Source organism: Halobacillus naozhouensis (assembly GCF_029714185.1).
Classification (GTDB): Bacteria; Bacillota; Bacilli; order Bacillales; family Halobacillaceae; genus Halobacillus_A; species Halobacillus_A naozhouensis.
In genome coordinates this window covers 2,272,989-2,292,004 of record NZ_CP121671.1, presented here as the reverse complement: position 1 = coordinate 2,292,004, position 19,016 = coordinate 2,272,989, and the positions used below count along the sequence as shown (strand labels likewise).

22 protein-coding genes and 1 riboswitch are annotated in these 19,016 nt (G+C 39.7%); of the genes, 20 read left to right on the top strand and 2 right to left on the bottom strand.

All coding sequences use genetic code 11. The features are described 5' to 3' along the window. The first annotated feature begins 10 nt into the window (after window positions 1-10). A riboswitch (cobalamin riboswitch) is annotated at window positions 11-188 on the top strand. Between the two features lie 209 nt (window positions 189-397). The 5 genes from P9989_RS12045 (at window position 398) to P9989_RS12025 (ending at window position 3,712) form a co-directional block, all read left to right on the top strand. Beyond that, on the top strand, window positions 398-799 hold the full coding sequence (locus tag P9989_RS12045) for a DUF4430 domain-containing protein (RefSeq protein ID WP_283075162.1): 402 nt from the start codon (window positions 398-400) through the stop codon (window positions 797-799). A gap of 6 nt (window positions 800-805) precedes the next feature. Next, on the top strand, window positions 806-1,315 hold the full coding sequence (locus P9989_RS12040; RefSeq protein ID WP_283075161.1) for an ECF transporter S component: 510 nt from the start codon (window positions 806-808) through the stop codon (window positions 1,313-1,315). A gap of 121 nt (window positions 1,316-1,436) precedes the next feature. Continuing rightward, window positions 1,437-1,994, top strand: a complete 558-nt coding sequence (gene sigX, locus P9989_RS12035; protein WP_346274843.1) for an RNA polymerase sigma factor SigX — start codon at window positions 1,437-1,439, stop codon at window positions 1,992-1,994. Continuing rightward, the gene (locus P9989_RS12030) at window positions 1,984-3,120 is read left to right on the top strand and encodes a GerMN domain-containing protein (protein ID WP_283075160.1); all 1,137 of its coding nucleotides are present in this window, start codon (window positions 1,984-1,986) and stop codon (window positions 3,118-3,120) included. Before sigX ends, P9989_RS12030 begins: the two co-directional genes overlap by 11 nt. A 136-nt stretch (window positions 3,121-3,256) precedes the next feature. Further along, window positions 3,257-3,712: a helix-turn-helix transcriptional regulator gene (locus P9989_RS12025; protein ID WP_283075159.1), complete on the top strand. Its 456-nt coding sequence runs from the start codon at window positions 3,257-3,259 to the stop codon at window positions 3,710-3,712. Window positions 3,713-3,742: 30 nt separating this feature from the next. Here the strand turns inward: P9989_RS12025 and P9989_RS12020 are convergent, their stop codons facing one another. Further along, a complete protein-coding gene (locus P9989_RS12020; protein WP_283075158.1) occupies window positions 3,743-3,991 on the bottom strand; it encodes a ferredoxin in 249 nt (82 codons plus the stop codon). A gap of 243 nt (window positions 3,992-4,234) precedes the next feature. Here P9989_RS12020 and P9989_RS12015 point away from each other — a divergent pair, with 243 nt between their 5' ends. From P9989_RS12015 to P9989_RS11970, 10 genes are all read left to right on the top strand, one after another. Beyond that, on the top strand, window positions 4,235-5,194 hold the full coding sequence (locus P9989_RS12015) for a YpbB family protein (protein ID WP_283075157.1): 960 nt from the start codon (window positions 4,235-4,237) through the stop codon (window positions 5,192-5,194). Next, complete coding sequence (locus tag P9989_RS12010) at window positions 5,181-6,719, top strand: RecQ family ATP-dependent DNA helicase (RefSeq protein WP_283075156.1); 1,539 nt, start codon at window positions 5,181-5,183, stop codon at window positions 6,717-6,719. The genes P9989_RS12015 and P9989_RS12010 overlap by 14 nt, the downstream gene beginning before the upstream one ends. Next, a complete protein-coding gene (locus tag P9989_RS12005; protein ID WP_283075155.1) occupies window positions 6,706-7,284 on the top strand; it encodes a CPBP family intramembrane glutamic endopeptidase in 579 nt (192 codons plus the stop codon). Before P9989_RS12010 ends, P9989_RS12005 begins: the two co-directional genes overlap by 14 nt. An 8-nt stretch (window positions 7,285-7,292) precedes the next feature. After that, entirely contained in the window at window positions 7,293-7,595 is a 303-nt protein-coding gene (locus P9989_RS12000) for a hypothetical protein (RefSeq protein WP_283075154.1), read from the top strand. 95 nt (window positions 7,596-7,690) lie between these two features. Next, window positions 7,691-8,323, top strand: a complete 633-nt coding sequence (locus P9989_RS11995) for a CBS domain-containing protein (protein ID WP_283075153.1) — start codon at window positions 7,691-7,693, stop codon at window positions 8,321-8,323. A 53-nt stretch (window positions 8,324-8,376) separates the two neighbouring features. Further along, entirely contained in the window at window positions 8,377-9,132 is a 756-nt protein-coding gene (locus P9989_RS11990) for a metallophosphoesterase (protein WP_283075152.1), read from the top strand. A gap of 128 nt (window positions 9,133-9,260) precedes the next feature. After that, window positions 9,261-9,845, top strand: coding sequence for a genetic competence negative regulator (locus P9989_RS11985; RefSeq protein WP_283075151.1), 585 nt, complete (start codon window positions 9,261-9,263; stop codon window positions 9,843-9,845). Window positions 9,846-9,973: 128 nt separating this feature from the next. Then, window positions 9,974-10,912 (top strand): D-alanine--D-alanine ligase, encoded by a 939-nt coding sequence (locus P9989_RS11980; protein ID WP_283075150.1) that lies wholly within the window; start codon window positions 9,974-9,976, stop codon window positions 10,910-10,912. Between the two features lie 134 nt (window positions 10,913-11,046). Next, window positions 11,047-12,318 (top strand): Glu/Leu/Phe/Val family dehydrogenase, encoded by a 1,272-nt coding sequence (locus tag P9989_RS11975; protein ID WP_283075149.1) that lies wholly within the window; start codon window positions 11,047-11,049, stop codon window positions 12,316-12,318. Window positions 12,319-12,399: 81 nt separating this feature from the next. After that, the gene (locus tag P9989_RS11970; RefSeq protein WP_283075148.1) at window positions 12,400-13,374 is read left to right on the top strand and encodes a YpdA family putative bacillithiol disulfide reductase; all 975 of its coding nucleotides are present in this window, start codon (window positions 12,400-12,402) and stop codon (window positions 13,372-13,374) included. 77 nt (window positions 13,375-13,451) lie between these two features. Here the strand turns inward: P9989_RS11970 and P9989_RS11965 are convergent, their stop codons facing one another. Then, window positions 13,452-14,423, bottom strand: a complete 972-nt coding sequence (locus P9989_RS11965; RefSeq protein ID WP_283075147.1) for an asparaginase — start codon at window positions 14,421-14,423, stop codon at window positions 13,452-13,454. Between the two features lie 90 nt (window positions 14,424-14,513). Between P9989_RS11965 and prsW the strand changes: the two genes are divergently transcribed. From prsW to cmk, 5 genes are all read left to right on the top strand, one after another. Further along, on the top strand, window positions 14,514-15,182 hold the full coding sequence (prsW, locus tag P9989_RS11960; protein WP_283078899.1) for a glutamic-type intramembrane protease PrsW: 669 nt from the start codon (window positions 14,514-14,516) through the stop codon (window positions 15,180-15,182). Window positions 15,183-15,349: 167 nt separating this feature from the next. Continuing rightward, on the top strand, window positions 15,350-16,168 hold the full coding sequence (gene sleB / locus P9989_RS11955) for a spore cortex-lytic enzyme (protein ID WP_283078898.1): 819 nt from the start codon (window positions 15,350-15,352) through the stop codon (window positions 16,166-16,168). Between the two features lie 15 nt (window positions 16,169-16,183). Further along, window positions 16,184-17,524, top strand: coding sequence for a germination protein YpeB (gene ypeB / locus P9989_RS11950; protein WP_283075146.1), 1,341 nt, complete (start codon window positions 16,184-16,186; stop codon window positions 17,522-17,524). A 245-nt stretch (window positions 17,525-17,769) separates the two neighbouring features. Continuing rightward, a complete protein-coding gene (locus P9989_RS11945) occupies window positions 17,770-17,904 on the top strand; it encodes a flagellar brake domain-containing protein (RefSeq protein WP_283075145.1) in 135 nt (44 codons plus the stop codon). Between the two features lie 422 nt (window positions 17,905-18,326). Beyond that, window positions 18,327-19,016 (top strand): (d)CMP kinase, encoded by a 690-nt coding sequence (gene cmk, locus P9989_RS11940; protein WP_283075144.1) that lies wholly within the window; start codon window positions 18,327-18,329, stop codon window positions 19,014-19,016.

Genomic DNA, 19,016 nt, shown 5'->3' with positions numbered 1-19,016 from the left:
GATACAAATATAATAAATAAGTAGCTTAGGTACCAATTTGGTATAAAAGGGAATCTGGTGAAAGGCCAGAGCTGTCCTCGCAACTGTAAGTGTTGACGAACAAGGGAAACCACTGCGATTACTCGTGGGAAGGCCCTCTAGTAGAATGAAGCACAAGTCAGTAGACCTGCCTGATCTTAAATTGTTTCAAAGCTTCGGGGATTGAGCATTTGAGGCATCCGGTCTATTTTTATGTAACTTACTTACATAGCTTTGCTGGTATGTCTTAAGCCTGCCCCTTCGATAAAAGGGGCAGGCTTTTCTACTGCCGTCACTATAGACTGTGTTGTCGATTATCCCCATTCCCGGATAGCGTTGCAGCAATTATATCTAATTATAGAATGGGAGTTTTGAAATCATGAGAAAGATGTCTGCATTATTCACGGCTTTAATGATGACAGCATTTGTACTCGCTGGATGCCAAACAGAAGGTGGAGGAGAAGAAGCCACAGCAAGCCAGGAGCAAAAGCAGGAAGTAACATTAAACATCGAACTTTCCAAGAACAAAGGCGAAAAAGTGCTCGCCACTAAAAAAGTAACGGTTGAAGAAGGAACTGTGTTAATGGAAGTCATGAAAAATAACTTTGAGGTGGCAGAGAAAGACGGGTTCATTACGGGGATTAAAGGAATTTCGGCCAGTAAAGGAGAGAAAAGGGCCTGGATGTTTACCATAAATGGGGAGTCTTCAATGGTTGGAGCGAATAAATACGAAGTAAAACAGGGCGACGAAATCGTGTTTGATTTTCAATCCTGGGAATGATGATGCATGAATACTTATAAATTAACATTAATTGCAATGCTTGCTTCAATGGCAATTGCAGGACGCCTGGTGATGGCGAATGTTCCAAATGTCCAGCCTGTCACAGCTATTATTATCATTACAGGGTTTTGGTTAGGACCACTGGCTGCGGTCATTATGGCTTTCTTAACAACATTCCTGTCTAACGTTTTTCTCGGAATGGGTTATTGGACCATTTGGCAAATTCTCTCCTGGTCTATAATCGGTATGGGGGCAGGTTTAATCGGTAAATACTGGGCAAACATTCCAGTGTGGGCTTTGTCAATATATGGCTTTTTAAGCGGGGTTGTTTATGGATTAATTATTTCCCTTACCATGAGAGTTGCGGGACAGCCATTTTGGGCTTATTATTTGGCAGGATTACCGATGGACTTGAATCATGCAGCAAGCAACGTTATTTTTATCCTAGTGCTCTCCCCTGTATTGGGGACATTGTTTTCTCGTTATCAAAAGAAATATTTACTCACAAGTGTATAAAGCGTTTAAAAAAAGAGCTGCATTTTAGCAGCTCTTTTTATATGAACATTTATGGTTTTCATTTTAATTGATCGGTATTATGATAGGTAGGTGTAACTTTTCATGGTACATAAACGACAATATGAATGAACGGGAGGTTCAAAGTGTGAAACCGTTCTTTGAGGAACTTTATGAAAAATATCACCGAGATTTATTTCAATTTATTTATTATATGGTGAAAAATCGACAAGCAGCAGAAGATTTAACGCAGGAGGTTTATATAAAAGTGCTTCAATCATATCAATCTTTTGATGGCAGGAGCAGTGAAAAAACCTGGCTATTTTCGATAGCGAGACATGTAACTATTGATTATTTCCGTAAGCAGGGACGTAAAAGAAAAAAGATCATGGAGTTTTTCAACTGGGAAGAAAAAGGGGATTCATTAAAGGATAATGAGGCCCTCCCTGATGAAGTGGCAGAGCTGAATGACAGAATGAGGGAAGTTTACGAAGCATTAGACCAGTGTACTGTAGATCAAAAAAGTGTCATCATCTTAAGGTATATCCAAGGCATGACAATACAGGAAACGGCAGCCATTCTGCAGTTTACTGAAAGTAAGGTTAAAACTACACAGCATAGAGGAATGCTTGCTTTAAAGAAACGATTAGGTGTTAAGGGGGATAATGACCATGAAGCATAATGACGAACAGGTTAAACGTGTAGAAAAAATGCTGCATGAGCTCCCGCAAATTAAAGATACAAAGAATAAAGATGAGTATTACCGCCTGGTCCACGATAACTCCAAACAGCAGCCTGCAAAACGGCAAAGATGGCTACTGCCTGGCATTGCTTCCGTCATTGCAGTGCTGATTCTGGCTATAGTCGTCCCTTTTTCTTATTATTCCATGAAGGAAGGGGCTGTCGATCACCCTCAACCTGCTGATCAGCAGAGTTTAAAGCTGAACATGTTCGATAGTTCAAGTAATGGGAAAGATCTCCCGGCAAAAGCTAATCAGGAAGCCTCCCGTCAAACAGGGCACGAGTTGAAAAGCATGGTTGTCGAAGACATTTCCAATAATATGAAACCCTTGGCAGCTGTTGATCAAAGTGTTCAACATATTGTTCCTCTTACAGTTGTATCTGAAGGGAATGGACAGGAAGGAAGCACTATCAATACAGAGAAACTCGGATTATCAGAAAATATTCTTGAAAATATCACCATTTCAATTGATGAAAATGAGAAAGAGGCTCAGGTGACCTTTCCCGATAACTTTTCGGTTAGCGGGAATGCAATGAGTACTTCAATCGTTAACAGTATAAAGTGGTCAGTAGAGCCTTACAATATTGAAAAGATTTCCGTCCAAACTGAGGACGGCTCACCGGTATCACTGGGCAGCTATGGAAATGTATCATCATTGTCGGCTATTGAAGAAGGCAGTTATATTTTCAAAGTACTTAAGCCTGCCTCAGCGGACACTTCCTTTTTTGTTCCCATATCGATAAATGGCGAGAGCACGATAAGTACCGCCCTGAAAGAGTTAAAAGAGGAGGAGAAAAAACCTAATGTGGATTCTCCATTACCACCTGAAGTCACCGTACAATCTACACATGAAGAAGGTAAGGAGCTCATTGTAGAACTTAACGATCCACAATCGGTCAATAAACAACAAATGCTGACGGCTATTGAAGCTATTTTAATTACCGCTCAACATTTTGGCTATGATCGAGTTGAATTCGAAAACACATCAATTGGCAAATTAGGTCCATACGAATTAAATAAAGCAGTCGAAACACCTAAAGCGCTGAATCCGGTTTCTGCAAACTAGTAAAGCACCCTTGTTAACTGGCAAGGGTGCTTCTTTTTCTCATGTAAATACCCCTGTCTACTTTCACGTGTCTTTCGATAGAATAATGTAGATGAGCATGGTAAAATGAGATACATACTAATGAGGAGACGGTGGTATGGATAAAGAACTATTGGTTGAGCAGGTGTCGAAAAAAATTAAGTTGATACGTGTCGAGTATAGGTATACTCAAGACCGTATGGCTGCGATCCTTGGACTATCCAAGAAGACACTCGTGCAAATTGAAAAGGAAAGAACTGTAGCGAATTGGACGATAATTGTAGCAGTTTGTGCTCTATTTCCGGAAAGTGAAGTCCTGAAAGGCCTGTTAGGTGACGCCCCCCTTGAGATCATCGAGACCATTGCTCACGATCAAGTGGACCGCTCAGGAGAGAGGGTTATAAAGGGTAGAGTGTGGTGGACGACAAGCGATGAGAGAAAACGGTTTAAGTTGCAGCAGAATGTTATTAGTCAGCATTATCGAATTATTGATGAATTAGGAAACCGTTGGTACTCAAGTTTTGATAAAGAAGCAGCGTTATTTAGATATAGTCAGCTTACTAAAAGTGAATAAAAAATCCCTTCTTTATCAAAGAAGGGAGATTTATTCAAATTTAAGAGCATCGCCTTCGAAGGGCTCATCAGCTACTTTAATGGAATCTGTCGGACAGCCTTCAAATGCATCCTCCATATCTTCTTCATAAATTTCAGGAACTTCTTCGTTTCCCATATTATCGTCAAGCAAGGCGAAAGCCAATCCTTCATCGTCATAGTCAAATATATCTGGAGCAGCGGCACCGCATGCCCCGCAAGCAATACATGTATCCTGGTCAACCATAGTAAACTTTGCCAAAAAAATAACCTCCTTCAAATGTCACCTCGTGAAGTAATTTCCCAGAGGGGCAAAAGGTTTATTGAAAATTGCTACATAGTCATTGTAAGACGAGGATTCGAACTTTTCAATAGATAAGCAGCAGGAGGAAGGAGGGATCGCTTGTTTATATATATCCTTTTAGCATGTATAAATCAAATGAAAGGGGAGCGTACAATTTCAGGAATTTTCCACTTAATAAGGGGGAAACGCTCAGCCCAAACTTTGCAAGACGCACGCGTCTATGGTATAGATCGTTTTTTTGGTATATGTCCGAACCTTTCCAAGAAAGAACTCGAAACAACTATTCAAGCAGTTGTTAACGATAAATTAGTTACAGTAGAAAATGAGCAGTTTGCTTCTCTTACAAAAAAAGGGATCGATTACTTGGTCAACTATCAAGGGCCTCGTCCTGACTATTTTTCTGGAATGACTGAGCAAGCTAATGTGCAAGTTTTCGAGGACCGACTTCGATTACTGATCCAAACCGTGACAAATATGTCAGTGTATAACCAGTCTTTTTTACCTATTATTGAGAAGCCTTTGATTCAACAATGGGTCAAACAGCAATATACTAGCCTTAAAGATGATATTGAAGGAGCAGAGGCACAGTTATATAAGGAATTAGCTTATTTGCTCAGTCAGCTTACGGAAGTGGAGGCAGAACTATTTACAAGCCGATTAACAGGAGGAATGATTATCGGGGAAACACGGGAACAAATGGCACGCGAACATAAGATATCGGAACAAGAAGTTGACGTGCTGTTGGCACATGTATCCTATTACTTGTACGATCAATGCAAAACTGGCCGGTCTGAATACCCTGCAATGGGAAAGTGTCTGGAAGGATTGTCTTCTTCAAGTCTCATCACCCAGTCTGCAAAAAGAACGTATCAACTTCTGGGGAAGGGTTTAACATTAGAGAACATTGCAGCTATCCGAAAGTTAAAAATAAGTACCATTCAAGATCACGTAATCGAAGCTGCTCTCGTGGTTTCAAACTTCTCGATCCGACCATTTATCAATGAAGAGGATGAACAGGCGATATTGACCGCAGCCTCTCGTTTGCAAACAAGACGTTTGAAAAGGATCTACGAATCATTTCAAGGTCAATTTTCTTATTTTGAACTGCGTCTAGTTCTATCTAAGGTACAAAAGGAGCCAGTGTCTCATGCGCAATTTTAATTTAAAAGAGAAGCTTTATGAACATTTCGGTTACCTTCAGTTTAGACAAGGACAAGAGGAGATTATTCAACAGGTGCTTGAAGGCAGAGATGTATTAGGTATCTTACCGACTGGTGTTGGAAAGTCACTCTGTTTTCAGCTTCCTTCTAAACTTCTTTCTGGGAGCACGGTCGTTGTGTCACCGCTCATCTCACTAATGATCGACCAGGTAAAGCAAATGAAATCAGCTGGATTTAAGTCGGTTGTTTCATTAAACAGCTTTATGGATCATAGAGAAAAGCGTGTGGTTTTGGAACACCTGGATCAATATTCGTTGATTTACCTTTCACCTGAAATGCTGCAAAATGAGTTAGTTATGTATCAATTGATAAAACTGCACATTGACCTGTTTGTTATTGACGAAGCCCACTGCATTTCACAATGGGGTCATGAATTTAGGACTGATTATTTAAAACTAAGCCGGTCGATTGAACAGGTTGGTAACCCTCCAGTTCTGGCTCTAAGCGCCACGGCAACTCCTGAGGTTCAAACTGATATCAAACAACAGCTGGTCCGGCCTGAGATGTTATCAGTTGTCTATCCAATGGACAAAGTAAATATGAGTTTTGCTGTAGAAGAGACAAGCAGTCATGAAGAAAAGTTAGAGCGAATCACTCAAGTATTATCACATAAAAAAGCACCCACTATGATCTATTTCTCCAGTCGGATGTGGGCCGAACGGGTGTCAGAAGAGCTGAAAACCAAAGTGGACCAAAGAATTGCATTTTATCATGGAGGTATGGAGCAAATGGACCGGCTCCTCGTACAACAGCAGTTCATGAATGACCAGTTAGACGTAATTTGTTGTACAAGTGCTTTTGGCATGGGGGTTGACAAATCAAACATTCGCCGGGTAATTCACTATCATTTCCCTACAGAACTGGAATCATTTATACAGGAAATTGGTCGGGCCGGAAGAGATGGGAAGCCCTGTGCAAGTTTGATGTTGTACACTCCTGGTGATTACCACTTGCCTCAAATGTTTATCCAGAATGAACTGGTAAAACCAGAGGATGTTGAAGGTGTTCTTCATTCAGTCTATGACATTGTGTATAAACAGGAAACTGAGTTGAATGATGAAGAAATGTCGGAGGAGTTGAAGTTATCTGAAACGCAGTGGAATTTTATTAAATACCAGCTGGAGCAGGAGAAGCTAATTAATCATGGCCCTGTTATTAGAGATAAACATAAGTGGGGACAAACGACAGAGAAGATTCAGTGGATTCTTGAAAACAGATGGAAGTATAAAAGTAGAAAACTCCAGGAAATGGTGAGCTGGCTTCATCATCCAGATTGTAAAAGGAAAAAGCTTTATACTCCTTTCCAACCTGACACGAGAACTCCGGAAGTAGCATGTTGCAGCAACTGTGGTTTTCGTATGGAAGATATGGAGTTAGACATAGAACCCTATTCTGCTACATTTACTGACTGGAAGTCGCGGTTAGAAAAGATCTTTCATCAAGGAGCCTACCATGCAACTGACTAATCAGGCACAATTAATTAAGCAAATGTCAAATCGAGAGATCACGAAACACTTAGTGTATACGCAGCTCATGCTATTTTTCCTTGCTCTGATCTTAAGTTTGATTTTTTTCGATTCATTTTTTAGTGAATGGAAATCCCTGTTCCACTTATCTGTACATGAATGGGTTTTTTATGGGATTCTTCCAGCTGTATGCGTACTGCTCGCTGACTTTATATTTATGGCAAGTCTGCCTCAGCGTTTATACGATGATGGTGGCATTAATGAGAAGGTATTTAGGAACCAGACTGGCACAAAGATTATAGGGTTAACCCTGCTTATTGCATGCTCAGAAGAAATGCTTTTTCGTGGAGTGATTCAAACAGAATTTGGATACTTGACGGCAAGCCTAGTATTTGCAATCATCCATTTTCGTTATTTAACGAAAGTTGTATTATTCTTTTCCGTTGTTAGTGTTAGCTTTTTAATCGGTTACATGTACGAAATAACTCACAGCTTGCCGGTTACGATTACGACGCATTTTATGATAGATCTTATACTAGCCTTGGCGATTCGTTTAAGGAAATGAGGGAGCTAATGAACGAACATCAAGCCTTGGCTTGTAAGTTGGCAGAACAGGAAGATAGTCAAAACGCTTTAGAAAAAGAAGACGTCAACGTACTTGAGCTTCCACCAAGATATTTGGTTCACACCAAACAAGGTCCTACACGTAAACAGAAGCACAGTAAATTATGGATGAGGTGTTTAGTACTAATATTCTTCATTATGGTTTTTGCCATAGTTACCTATGAATATTTTGGAGGTGAGGGCCTTTTTCATATAGAAGGGGCAGATATCCCGATCTACCATAAGGAAATACAGATAGAACGGCATCCATAATCCCTGCTCTTTAAATAAATCAGTGCCCTTGAGCAGGAAAATGACCTTTGAGGTCGAATCTGTTAAATAGACGATAAAAACTAAGGGGTGGGTCTATGTTTGTTAAAAGCATTATGAAGCCTATACACAAATCATACGTAACTCAAAAAGATGAAGATCTAAAACAAGTACTGGAGCGATTGAACAGATATGATCTGCATGCAATGCCAGTACTTGAGGATCAGAAGTTCATCGGAATGATCTCCCGAGAAATCATCTACCGAGCTTATTTTGAAAGTGACCAGCAAAAAGAATCATTCTTAACCAACTACGTGGCTGGGGATATTGTTTTATACAAGGAACTTTCGATAGATGATGAAGAAGTTTTTGAACGAACTCTTCCATTATTTAAAGGCTTTCCATTGTTAGCCGTCGTGGATAACCAACAAAATTTTAAAGGATTGATCACTCGATTTGATGTTATAGAACAATTTGAGAGTGCATTCGGAGCTAAGAAAAAAGGAATACGAATTGCCTTTACTTCTGAAGAGTCAGAAGGCCGAATAGAGCGTTTAGGTGATATCATTAAAAGTTATCATGAAAATGTTATTTCACTAGCCACCTTTGATGAAACGGATAAGTTAGCCCGCCGTATCGTATTAAAAATAGAAAAAAGAGACAATATTGAACAGTTCACGAAAAAGTTGGAAAAAACGGGCTTTCGAATACTTAACGTAAAAGAGGTATAATAATGGTCGCTGTGTGTGAGCACATGGCGACCTTTACTGTGTCATAATAATTCATGGAAGGTGTGATCCATATACGCTATTTATCTGGGATTTTCCTTGTAGGTTTATGGCTTATTATAAAAATGTTCCGCACCGCTAAATCTGATGAGGTAAGAATACACAGCTGCAAGGTTTCTATTAAAGAGCCCTATACAATCTTTTTTATTTCCGACATCCATAATCGCTTGATAAACGATCATACCCTTGCTAAGATCAAAGACGTTGATGCAGTCATCATCGGAGGTGATCTGGCTGATCGCAGGGTCTCCGGCACGAAGCTTGCGAAAAACATCAAACGATTACAAACGTGGGGAGCTCCTATATACTTTATTGCTGGAAACAATGATCACGAGTTTAAACCGGAACCGCTTCTTTCTTACCTTAGAAGTAATGGTGTGACTCCGCTTTCGAACGAGTGGACATATATAGGGAAGAGCGGGGTGACCTTAAGCGGAATTGATCCCTATTTTAGTGAAGCCTCTATACCTGCTCTATCCGATTCCCATAAGGTAAACATATTGGTTGTTCATGAACCAGCTATTTTAAAAGAGTTTCCTGATTATGTTTGTGATAACTATAATTTAATTTTAACGGGTCATACACACGGTGGTCAGATTAGGCTATTCGGTCAAGGACCATACTCCCGAGGCTGTTGGAAAGATGGAACACACACTGCTTTTTTAAATAGTGAAGGATATGGGACATCATTAGTTCCACTTAGGCTGGGTACAGCACCGGAAGTTCATCTGATTAGACTTATACCACGCTAGGCGGGCAAGCGTATAATTAACTATTGCCCTAGAGCACAATCATGGATATAATGCTAAAAAAAGTGCCATAATTAAAGCAGGTATCATAAGATATAGATAAAGGTATCCTTAACCGAGGGGGCGATTACATGCGAGTAGAAAGAATGTCCAATGAAAAGTTCAAAATATTTTTGACTTTTGATGATTTAACGGACAGAGGTCTAACCCGCGATGAGTTATGGGAAGACTTGCCGAGAGTACATCGCGTGTTTAGTGATATGATGTATGACGCTGGCATTGAACTCGGTGTAGAGTTAAATGGAGTTCTTCTCGTTCAAGTTTATTTACTACAGGCACAAGGCATGTTAGTAGTTGTTACAAAGTCAGATTCTGACTATATGGAGGAAGATGAAGATTACATCGAAATGAAAGTGACATTAGATGAAAGTAATGAGATGATGTTTTGTTTTGATGAGTTTGAGGATATAATTCAGGCAGGTTTGCAACTGTACCAGTTAGGCGTGTATGGGGGGGATGTTTATTCCTATCATAATCATTATTATATGATGCTCGATGACGAGGCTATTGTGCACCTTGACACTGAGCAAGTGATTGCCTTGTTATCTGAGTTTGCTTCCGCTTCAGCTGTTACCTCTCATAGGTTGCTCGAATATGGAAAGATTATTATGAAAAATGATGCGATGCAAAATATCTATACCTATTTTTCAAACTGATCTATGAATAGAACGATGCTGTGAATAAGCTTCGTTCTTTTTATTTGTTTTTAAATAGAAGCAGTGCAGTGAACATGTTAAGATAATATGGAAACGAACATAGTTATTGGAGAAATGGAGTGTCAGGAATGAAGATTGCGGTTCTATATGGTGGTACTTCCGGTGAACGAGAAGTATCCCTCTCTACAGGGAAAGGAATTATTAAGGCGTTAAAAAATAAGGGCCATGATGTTACTGGCATAGATTTCAATCCGGAAAAACTGGATGAGATATTACAATTAAATGTTGACCTTGTATTTCTAGGGTTACATGGAAAACATGGGGAAGATGGCAAAGTACAGGGCTTGCTGGATATGCTTGAAATTCCTTATGTGGGCTCAGGGGTACTAGCTTCAGCATTAGCGATGGATAAATCAAAATCTAAACAAATATTTGCTAATAATGGTATCTTGACCGCTAAGAGTAAATCTTTTCATCAGGATCATTACAAGGATCAAAACGAAATTGCTTCCCAAATAAGGTCAGCTTTTACATTGCCTTTTGTAATTAAACCCAACCAGGAGGGTTCTACGTTAGGATTGACCATTGTTAAAAAAGAAGAACAAATCAAACCAGCAATCGAAAAGGCTTTATTGTCAGATCCAGTAGTTTTAGTAGAGGATTACATTAGTGGCAGAGAAGTAACTGTACCTGTCGTAGGAAGTCAGGGGAACGAAAAGGCCTTGCCTATTATAGAGATCATTCCTAAGAATGACTATTATGATTTCGATTCCAAGTACCAGCCCGGGGGAAGCGAACATATCGTACCCGCCAACATAGAGCAAGCTTTGACAGTTAGACTGCAGGCTGAAGCCATTCAAGCACATCAGTTATTGGGATGCAATGTGTATTCCCGAGTAGACTTTATTATTAACGAAGAGCAAGAACCAATTATTCTGGAAGTGAATACGCTTCCGGGTATGACCCCGACCAGCCTTTTTCCTGACTCAGCACAGATCATTGGATGGAGTTATGATGATCTTATTGAGCAATTTGTCATGCTTTCTTGTGAAAATAGAAGCAAATGAATGAAATCGCTTTCATAACAGTTGAGATTGCGTATGAAATGACTTGAAATTGCTTTGCATAATAGTTCGTAAGGTGTATACTATTGACTGAAAGATAACCGTAAAGTGAATGGTTTGATATAGGAGGTAAATGCATGGGATCCGAAAATGCTGCAAACGAGAAGAACGATCAATTAGATGTATTAAAGTCCACTCAGACAGTGGTAAAGAAAGCACTTGATAAACTAGGGTATCCAAATGAAGTCTATGATCTTTTAAAAGAGCCCGTTCGCATGATGGCAGTCCGTATACCTGTGCGGATGGATGATGATTCTATAAAGATTTTTACTGGTTACCGTGCACAGCATAATGACGCTGTTGGTCCAACTAAAGGCGGTGTGCGTTTTCATCCGAACGTATCGGAAAAAGAAGTAAAGGCACTGTCGATTTGGATGAGTTTAAAGGCAGGAATTGTTGATTTACCTTACGGTGGAGGTAAAGGTGGAATTGTGTGTGACCCACGCGAAATGTCCTTCAGGGAGCTTGAAGGGATCAGTCGCGGATATGTTCGGGCCATCAGCCAAATTGTGGGACCGACAAAAGACATCCCGGCACCGGACGTATTTACGAATTCGCAAATTATGGCTTGGATGATGGACGAATACAGCCGAATTGACGAATTTAATAACCCTGGATTTATCACAGGGAAGCCAATTGTGTTAGGTGGTTCACACGGCCGGGAAACGGCTACTGCCAAGGGAGTTACCATCTGCATTGAAGAAGCCGCCAAGAAGAAAGGGATTGACATAGAAGGAGCTCGTGTTGTAGTACAGGGCTTTGGGAATGCCGGTAGTTTTCTTGCCAAATTTATGCATGACAAAGGTGCTAAAGTTATTGGGATTTCTGACGCTTACGGTGGATTGCATGATCCTGATGGATTAGACATTGATTACTTACTTGATCGTCGTGATAGCTTCGGAACCGTTACCAACTTATTTAAAAATACCATCACTAATGAAGAATTGCTTGAACTGGATTGTGATATTCTCGTTCCGGCAGCTATTGAGAACCAGATTACAGAGAAAAATGCCAACAGCGTAAAAGCAACGATTGTTGTAGAGGCAGCCAATGGACCAACGACACTTGAAGCAACAAAAATTCTCTCTGATCGGGGAATACTTCTTGTTCCGGATGTGCTTGCCTCAGCAGGTGGTGTGACAGTTTCCTATTTTGAATGGGTTCAAAATAATCAGGGATACTATTGGACGGAAGAAGAAGTGGAAGAAAAGCTTCATAAAGTAATTGTTAAAGGCTTTGATAATGTTTTTCGAACTGCAGAAAACCGCAGAGTGGACATGAGACTCGCTGCCTATATGGTTGGCGTACGCAAAATGGCTGAAGCTTCCAGATTCCGCGGATGGATATAAGTTGATTCCATTTATTAAATCTCCTATCATTCATATGGTAGGAGATTTTCATTTGCAGGTATGGAAAGAGGAGTGACAAGAGTGCTACAAGAAAAGGTAATTATTATCGGGGCTGGACCTTGTGGAATGAGCGCAGCCATAGAACTTAAAAAGCAAGGGATTGATCCGCTGCTGATTGAAAAAGGAAATGTAGTCAATTCCATCTATCATTATCCCACACATCAAACATTTTTCAGTTCGAGTGAGAAGCTTGAAATTGGTGAGATTCCTTTTATTACAGAACGTCAAAAACCAGTACGAAACGAAGCTCTTTCTTATTACAGGGCAGTAGCAGACCGTGAACAATTACGTGTACATGCGTTTGAAAAAGTAATGTCAGTACAGAAATTGGAAGAAGGATTTCAAATTCACACAAATAATAATAGTGGGGAATCAGTCGAATACTCTGCTGAATACGTTATTGTAGCTACAGGATATTACGACCAGCCCAATTATATGAATGTAAAAGGAGAAGACCTTGACAAAGTTAAGCATTACTTTAAAGAGGCGCATCCTTATTATGATAAAGACGTCGTCATCATTGGCGGGAAAAATTCTGCTGCAGATGCTGCTCTTGAGTTAGTAAAGGCAGGAGCAAAGGTGTCGGTACTTTATCGTGGAGAAGATTATTCGAAAAGTATTAAGCCCTGGATACTTCCTCAATTCGAGGCACTTGTTCGAAAAGGAATTGTACACATGGACTTCTGTGCTCATGTCTTGGAAATTACGAATCAAGAAGTCATCTATGAGTGTCAGGGGACAGAGAAGCGCATCAAGAATGACTTTGTCTTTGCTATGACCGGATATCGTCCAGACCATAAATTCCTAACGAACATGGGGGTTACGATGGATGAAGGATCAGGTCGCCCAACATTTAATGAATATACAATGGAAACAAACGTATCTGGTATTTATATAGCCGGCGTGATAGCAGCAGGTTATAATAATAACGAAATATTCATTGAGAATGGACGCTTTCATGGTCGCCAGATTGCACAAGATATTGTTCAAAAATAAGAACAGGATCGTGGATAATTCCACGATCCTGTTCTTGTATCGTAAATCCTACAGTGTAGTTTTACTGTGATTATTTATTAATAACTGAACATAGGAGACAATTCGATTGGATTGTTTGTCATTTCCAATGCCACCATCAGTTTGATTCTGGCTTTAGGTCCAGTAAGTCCGTTTGCAAAGATAACACCCATGTCCCTCAGTTGTCTCCCTCCGCCTTCATAACTGTAAGTGTCTTGAACAATACCTTGATAGCATCTAGAGACCAGAACAATAGGAATACCTGCTTGGATCGTTTCTTTAATAGCTCCAACGGTTTCTGGAGGCAAGTTTCCCTGCCCTAATGCTTCAATCACCATTCCATCAATTCCACCTGTTCGTGCAGCATCAATTAATATCCCATCCATACCAGCATAGGCCTTTATCAAGGCTACCTTTTTACTGATCTGCTGAATGGGATAAGAGTCATGACTGGTTGTTTTATGATGGAAAAACACATCCTTCTTTGTAGTAATCCCTATGGGCCCATACTGAGGACTCTGAAAAGTCGCTACATTACTCGTTGACGTTTTTGTTACATTACGTGCTGTATGGATTTCATCGTTCATGACAACTAATACACCCTTGTCCTGAGCTTCATCACAACTCGCAACACGGATAGCCGTTAATAAATTATAAAGTCCATCTGATCCAATTTCATTACTCGAACGCATAGCCCCTGTAACGATGATTGGTTTCTTAGTTTGTAAAAACAGATCAAGAAAATAGGCTGTTTCCTCTAAAGTATCAGTCCCATGAGTGATCACGATTCCATCAAACTTTTCTTTTACCAGCTTTTCATGAATAAAACGGCCAAGCATCAGCATGTGATCCGGACGGATATGAGGAGAAGGGAGATGAAATAAAAATTCATCCTCTATGATTGTTGTCCCCACCAGAAAAGAAGAAATTTCTTCTAAAGGATGATTATCATCCGTATTAACTTCACCTGTTTCTTTATTTTCTTTCATCGAAATTGTTCCACCTGTATGAATGATCAAAATCCGTTTCATACGTTGTCACCTGCCTACTCGTTACTTATTCCTTTTCCTACTTCTTCATGATACGATGAATTGAGTGGGAAAGAAAGAGAGGGCGGATGGATTATGGCCATATTTACCGTGGCGATTGCTCCAGCTATTGCACTTATGACTTTTATTTATTTAAGTAAGCGGATCGAACTCGAGCCCTTGCCTCTAATCATACGCATGTTTATATTTGGCGCACTTTTAGTATTTCCGCTGCTGTTTATTCAATATGCTTTTGAAAGTGAAGGGTTATTTCAGACCCCTTTATTAAAATCAATCTTTCTAGCCGGGCTGTTAGAAGAATTCTTTAAATGGTTTGTTTTTATGTTTGTTATTTTTTATCACACTTCATTTGATCATCATTATGATGGAATTATTTATGGAGTCGCGATTAGTTTAGGGTTTGCCACCTTAGAAAATATTATCTATTTATTTGCAAATGGGATTGAATTTGCCTTTTTCCGCGCTTTGTTTCCCGTTTCCTCCCATGCATTATTCGGTGTGTTGATGGGATTCTATATGGGAAAGGCGAAGTTTTCTTCCAATCACCGTAAGTTATATATCTTTTTAGCTTTTGTCATTCCGTTCTTGCTCCATAGTTTTTATGGTTACTTCGTTGTTTCAAATGAATGGCTTTATTATGTGATTCCTTTCATGATCATCCTTTGGTTGATCGGTGTACGTAAAATTAGATTAGCAAACAAGCATCATGAGCAGCTTATTCATACCTATAAAAATGAGTAGTCACCTTACTGTTAAGGAGGCTATTTTTTTTACGGGCATCCTACCAAACTGGAATAGCTTTCACATGTATAAAGTAGCAATTTTGATAAAAACTAACGCTACAAATATATGTAATGGTCAGGGGTGGAAGCAAGATGATTTGGAAAAAAACAGTAATGTTTTGTTTAATGTTAGTTTTATTCATTCAACCCTTTGCTGAGTTGAATCATATTAAACCGGTTCATGCCTTCTCAAATCAAGTCATTCAACACGGTGCTGTTGGCGACGATGTGATTGAATTACAGTCCCGTTTACAATATCTAGGGTATTATAACGGAGAGATCGACGGAGTGTTCGGCTGGGGGACATACTGGGCTCTTCGAAACTTTCAATATGAATTTGGAATGAAGGTGGATGGTCTGGCTGGACCAAAGGTCAAACAGAAGTTGGTGGAAGCCAGTAAGTACGATGAAGGATATGTCAAAAAGCAAATTCGTAAAGGTAATGATTTTACCCATTACGGAGGTATGCCTAATAAACAACAGACAGAACAGCCTTCGCAGGAACAACAATCACAACAACAGCAACAACAGCAAAAGCAGACAGCTTCTCCTCCACAAGAACCAACCGCAGTGAATGTTCCGAGTGGCTATTCACAGAATGATATTCAGCTGATGGCTAATGCTGTGCACGGGGAAGGACGAGGAGAGCCATATGTTGGGCAGGTAGCTGTTGCAGCAGTAATCTTAAATCGGGTTGAAAGTGCATCATTTCCTGACTCGATTTCAGGAGTCATCTTTGAACCGCGAGCTTTTACAGCTGTTAGTGACGGTCAAATCTGGTTAACTCCGGATGAAACAGCCAAACGCGCCGTCATCGATGCTATTAACGGCTGGGATCCATCGGGCGGGGCTTTGTATTATTTCAATCCAAATACAGCTACATCCGATTGGATATGGTCAAGGCCGCAGATTAAGCGAATTGGAAAACATATATTCTGTATGTAAATAGGAGGTGGGAACATGTTTCGCTGGATTACAATTACTGTATTAGCAATTACGATAATCGGACTTGGCGTTTTTGGGTATAAAGAACATCAAGAGAAAAATGCGATACTTTTGCAAGCAGAGAACAATTATCAACGGGCCTTTCATGAGCTTACCTATGACATGGATTTGCTGCATGATAAAATTGGGGCAACATTGGCCATGAATACGAGAGCTCAAATCTCTCCACAATTGGCTGAAATTTGGAGACTTACTTCTGAAGCTAAATCAAATGTAGGTCAGCTCCCTTTAACACTGCTCCCATTTAATAAAACGGAAGAGTTCTTATCTAATATAGGGGAGTTTTCTTACAATACTTCTGTAAGAGACTTAGAAAAAAAACCACTTACAGAAGAAGAAATTAAAGGTCTTGAAGCTCTTTATAAGCAATCAGGTAAAATAAAAGACGAACTACGACAGGTTCAAAGCATGGTATTAAGTGAGAATCTACGTTGGATGGATGTACAGCTAGCTTTAGCAACGAGTGATGAAAATGGTGATAATACGATCATCAATGGGTTTAAAACCGTAGAGAAGTCTATGGAAGGATATCATGAAACAAATATGCAAACGGGAATAGCTTCAACTGGTTCAAAAGAAGAATTGAATAAAATTAAAGGTGAAAAGATTACCAAGGAACAAGCAAAAGAGATAGCAACCAAATGGTTAAAAGGTGTAGACAAGTCAGGCTTAACGCTTACTTCTAGCGGAAAAGGCGCAAAAGTTGATACGTTTACAGCCTCTTATCAAAAGGGAGATACCAACGGCTATATTGACTTAACGAAAAAAGGCGGCCATCCTTTAACAGTTATGATCAGTCGAACGGTTAAAGAACCTAAGATCAGCTTGTATAAGGGATCCGAGAAAGCCAAGTCGTATCTAGAACGGATTGACTTAACAGATGTAGAACTAGTTGAAAGCAATCAGTATGAGCATGTGGGGGTCTATCGATTTGTCTACAGTAAGGATGGTATTCGCCATTATCCTGACTCTGTTCGAGTAAAAGTGGCACTCGATAATGGAGATCTGCTTGGCCTTACTGCAATCGATTATTACAGCCACCACGATAACGAGGCGTTGAAAGAACCAGCGATTTCTGAAGAGGAAGCGCGCGAAAAAGTAAATCCGAGTCTGGAAATTCGCGAACAACACTTATCTGTAATCGAAAATGAGGCTGAAGAACAAGTTCTCTGTTATGAATTTTTAACAACGATGGATGATGAGACCTATCGAATCTTTATTAATGCATGGGATGGAAGTGAGGAAAAAGTAGAAATTCTCCATTCCGTAGAACCTAAGTTCAAAACTTCTCTTTAAGAGGAAAGCTGTATACAAATGAATTGTATCCCAAATTTTCGACGGAGTTGAAAATTTGGGATCATTTCATAAAGCAACTCTCTATTTATGTCAAATACATTTTAAGCTAATTATTCATAATCTAATACTTTTATCGCTGTTATCTTCCTTTTAAAAGAGGTTTTTGCGACAATATATATGATGCTAAAGTCATACATAAGAGAGGGATGGGGTTTATGAAAGTGGGAACCCCCATCTCATTATAATTGTATAAACGAAGTCAGAATGAACCGGAAACATATAAGTGTAAACTTGTTGATGAAGAAAAAGATTATATTTATATTGATTACCCTGTAAAAATGGCTTCCGGTAAAACTGAATTTTTCTTTGAGGGGACTTGAATTTTACGCTAGTTTTGTCGGGGAAGACAGTTCGGTTTACCGTTTTGAAACAGAGATAGTGGCAAAAAAGGTTATGAACATACCCGCACTTGTATTTACATCCCCAGATATCATAGTATTTTACCTTGTGAGATCCTTAACGTTTCCTTGGTCTTAGCCATGAATTCTGGACATTTGACATTTCTGAAAAACGTCGACAAGCTAAAAACAGTATTGTTATGAACAGCAGATGTATATAAAGAAGCAAACTGTAATTTAGTCATATTATAATGGAATTCCGTGAGTTTTTTTGTTATTCTTTAAAGGAATAAATAAAGTGATTTACGTATATAGCAGACTTATAATACGTAAGATACAAGCGCGCTTTCTTCTGGATTAGTGCGCTTTCGTATGTTGCACTGAAAAGATGGAGGAAAATTTTTATGAAATCGAATATACCCTTAGCAATAGCTATTGATGGGCCGGCAGCTGCTGGAAAAAGTACTGTAGCTAAACGAGTGGCGCATCAATTATCGTACATTTACATAGATACAGGGGCGATGTATCGTTCATTAACCCTAAAGGCGATACAATCAGGAGCCGATCTTGAAAAGGAAAGTGAGTTAGCTGTTTTATTAAAAGCAACAGATATAGAGCTCATCCAGAAACGCGACGGTCAACATGTGATGATGGACGGTGAGGATGTTTCCCACGATATTCGTACAAATGAAGTAACAAGTCAGGTATCCATCGTGGCTAAGCATCGTGAGGTACGTGAAGAAATGGTAAGAAGACAGCAGGAACTGGTAGAGGAGCGCGGAGTGGTAATGGACGGCCGCGATATTGGAACACATGTAATCCCGGATGCAGAAGTAAAGATATTCATGATTGCTTCTGTAGAGGAGAGGGCTGAACGCCGTCATAAAGAAAACCTTGAGAAAGGTTTTACTTCGGATTTGGAGCAGTTAAAGATGGAGATAAGGAAACGTGATGAGCTTGATTCAAAGCGAGAGACAGCTCCATTAGTAAAAGCAGAGGACGCTATTGAGGTTGATACGACTTCGCTGACGATCGAAGAAGTTGTGAGCCAAATTGTCACGATTGTAAAGAAAAAGCAAATAAGGGAGGGATAA

Excerpts from the sequence above, each read along its gene's own strand:
- P9989_RS12045 (WP_283075162.1), top strand. The coding sequence starts at position 398 with ATGAGAAAGATGTCTGCATTATTCACGGCTTTAATGATGACAGCATTT.
- P9989_RS12040 (WP_283075161.1), top strand. The coding sequence starts at position 806 with ATGAATACTTATAAATTAACATTAATTGCAATGCTTGCTTCAATGGCA.
- sigX (WP_346274843.1), top strand. The coding sequence starts at position 1,437 with ATGAATGAACGGGAGGTTCAAAGTGTGAAACCGTTCTTTGAGGAACTT.
- P9989_RS12030 (WP_283075160.1), top strand. The coding sequence starts at position 1,984 with ATGAAGCATAATGACGAACAGGTTAAACGTGTAGAAAAAATGCTGCAT.
- P9989_RS12025 (WP_283075159.1), top strand. The coding sequence starts at position 3,257 with ATGGATAAAGAACTATTGGTTGAGCAGGTGTCGAAAAAAATTAAGTTG.
- P9989_RS12010 (WP_283075156.1), top strand. The coding sequence starts at position 5,181 with ATGCGCAATTTTAATTTAAAAGAGAAGCTTTATGAACATTTCGGTTAC.
- P9989_RS12005 (WP_283075155.1), top strand. The coding sequence starts at position 6,706 with ATGCAACTGACTAATCAGGCACAATTAATTAAGCAAATGTCAAATCGA.
- P9989_RS12000 (WP_283075154.1), top strand. The coding sequence starts at position 7,293 with ATGAACGAACATCAAGCCTTGGCTTGTAAGTTGGCAGAACAGGAAGAT.
- P9989_RS11995 (WP_283075153.1), top strand. The coding sequence starts at position 7,691 with ATGTTTGTTAAAAGCATTATGAAGCCTATACACAAATCATACGTAACT.
- P9989_RS11990 (WP_283075152.1), top strand. The coding sequence starts at position 8,377 with ATGGAAGGTGTGATCCATATACGCTATTTATCTGGGATTTTCCTTGTA.
- P9989_RS11985 (WP_283075151.1), top strand. The coding sequence starts at position 9,261 with ATGCGAGTAGAAAGAATGTCCAATGAAAAGTTCAAAATATTTTTGACT.
- P9989_RS11980 (WP_283075150.1), top strand. The coding sequence starts at position 9,974 with ATGAAGATTGCGGTTCTATATGGTGGTACTTCCGGTGAACGAGAAGTA.
- P9989_RS11975 (WP_283075149.1), top strand. The coding sequence starts at position 11,047 with ATGGGATCCGAAAATGCTGCAAACGAGAAGAACGATCAATTAGATGTA.
- P9989_RS11965 (WP_283075147.1), bottom strand. The coding sequence starts at position 14,423 with ATGAAACGGATTTTGATCATTCATACAGGTGGAACAATTTCGATGAAA.
- sleB (WP_283078898.1), top strand. The coding sequence starts at position 15,350 with ATGTTAGTTTTATTCATTCAACCCTTTGCTGAGTTGAATCATATTAAA.
- ypeB (WP_283075146.1), top strand. The coding sequence starts at position 16,184 with ATGTTTCGCTGGATTACAATTACTGTATTAGCAATTACGATAATCGGA.
- cmk (WP_283075144.1), top strand. The coding sequence starts at position 18,327 with ATGAAATCGAATATACCCTTAGCAATAGCTATTGATGGGCCGGCAGCT.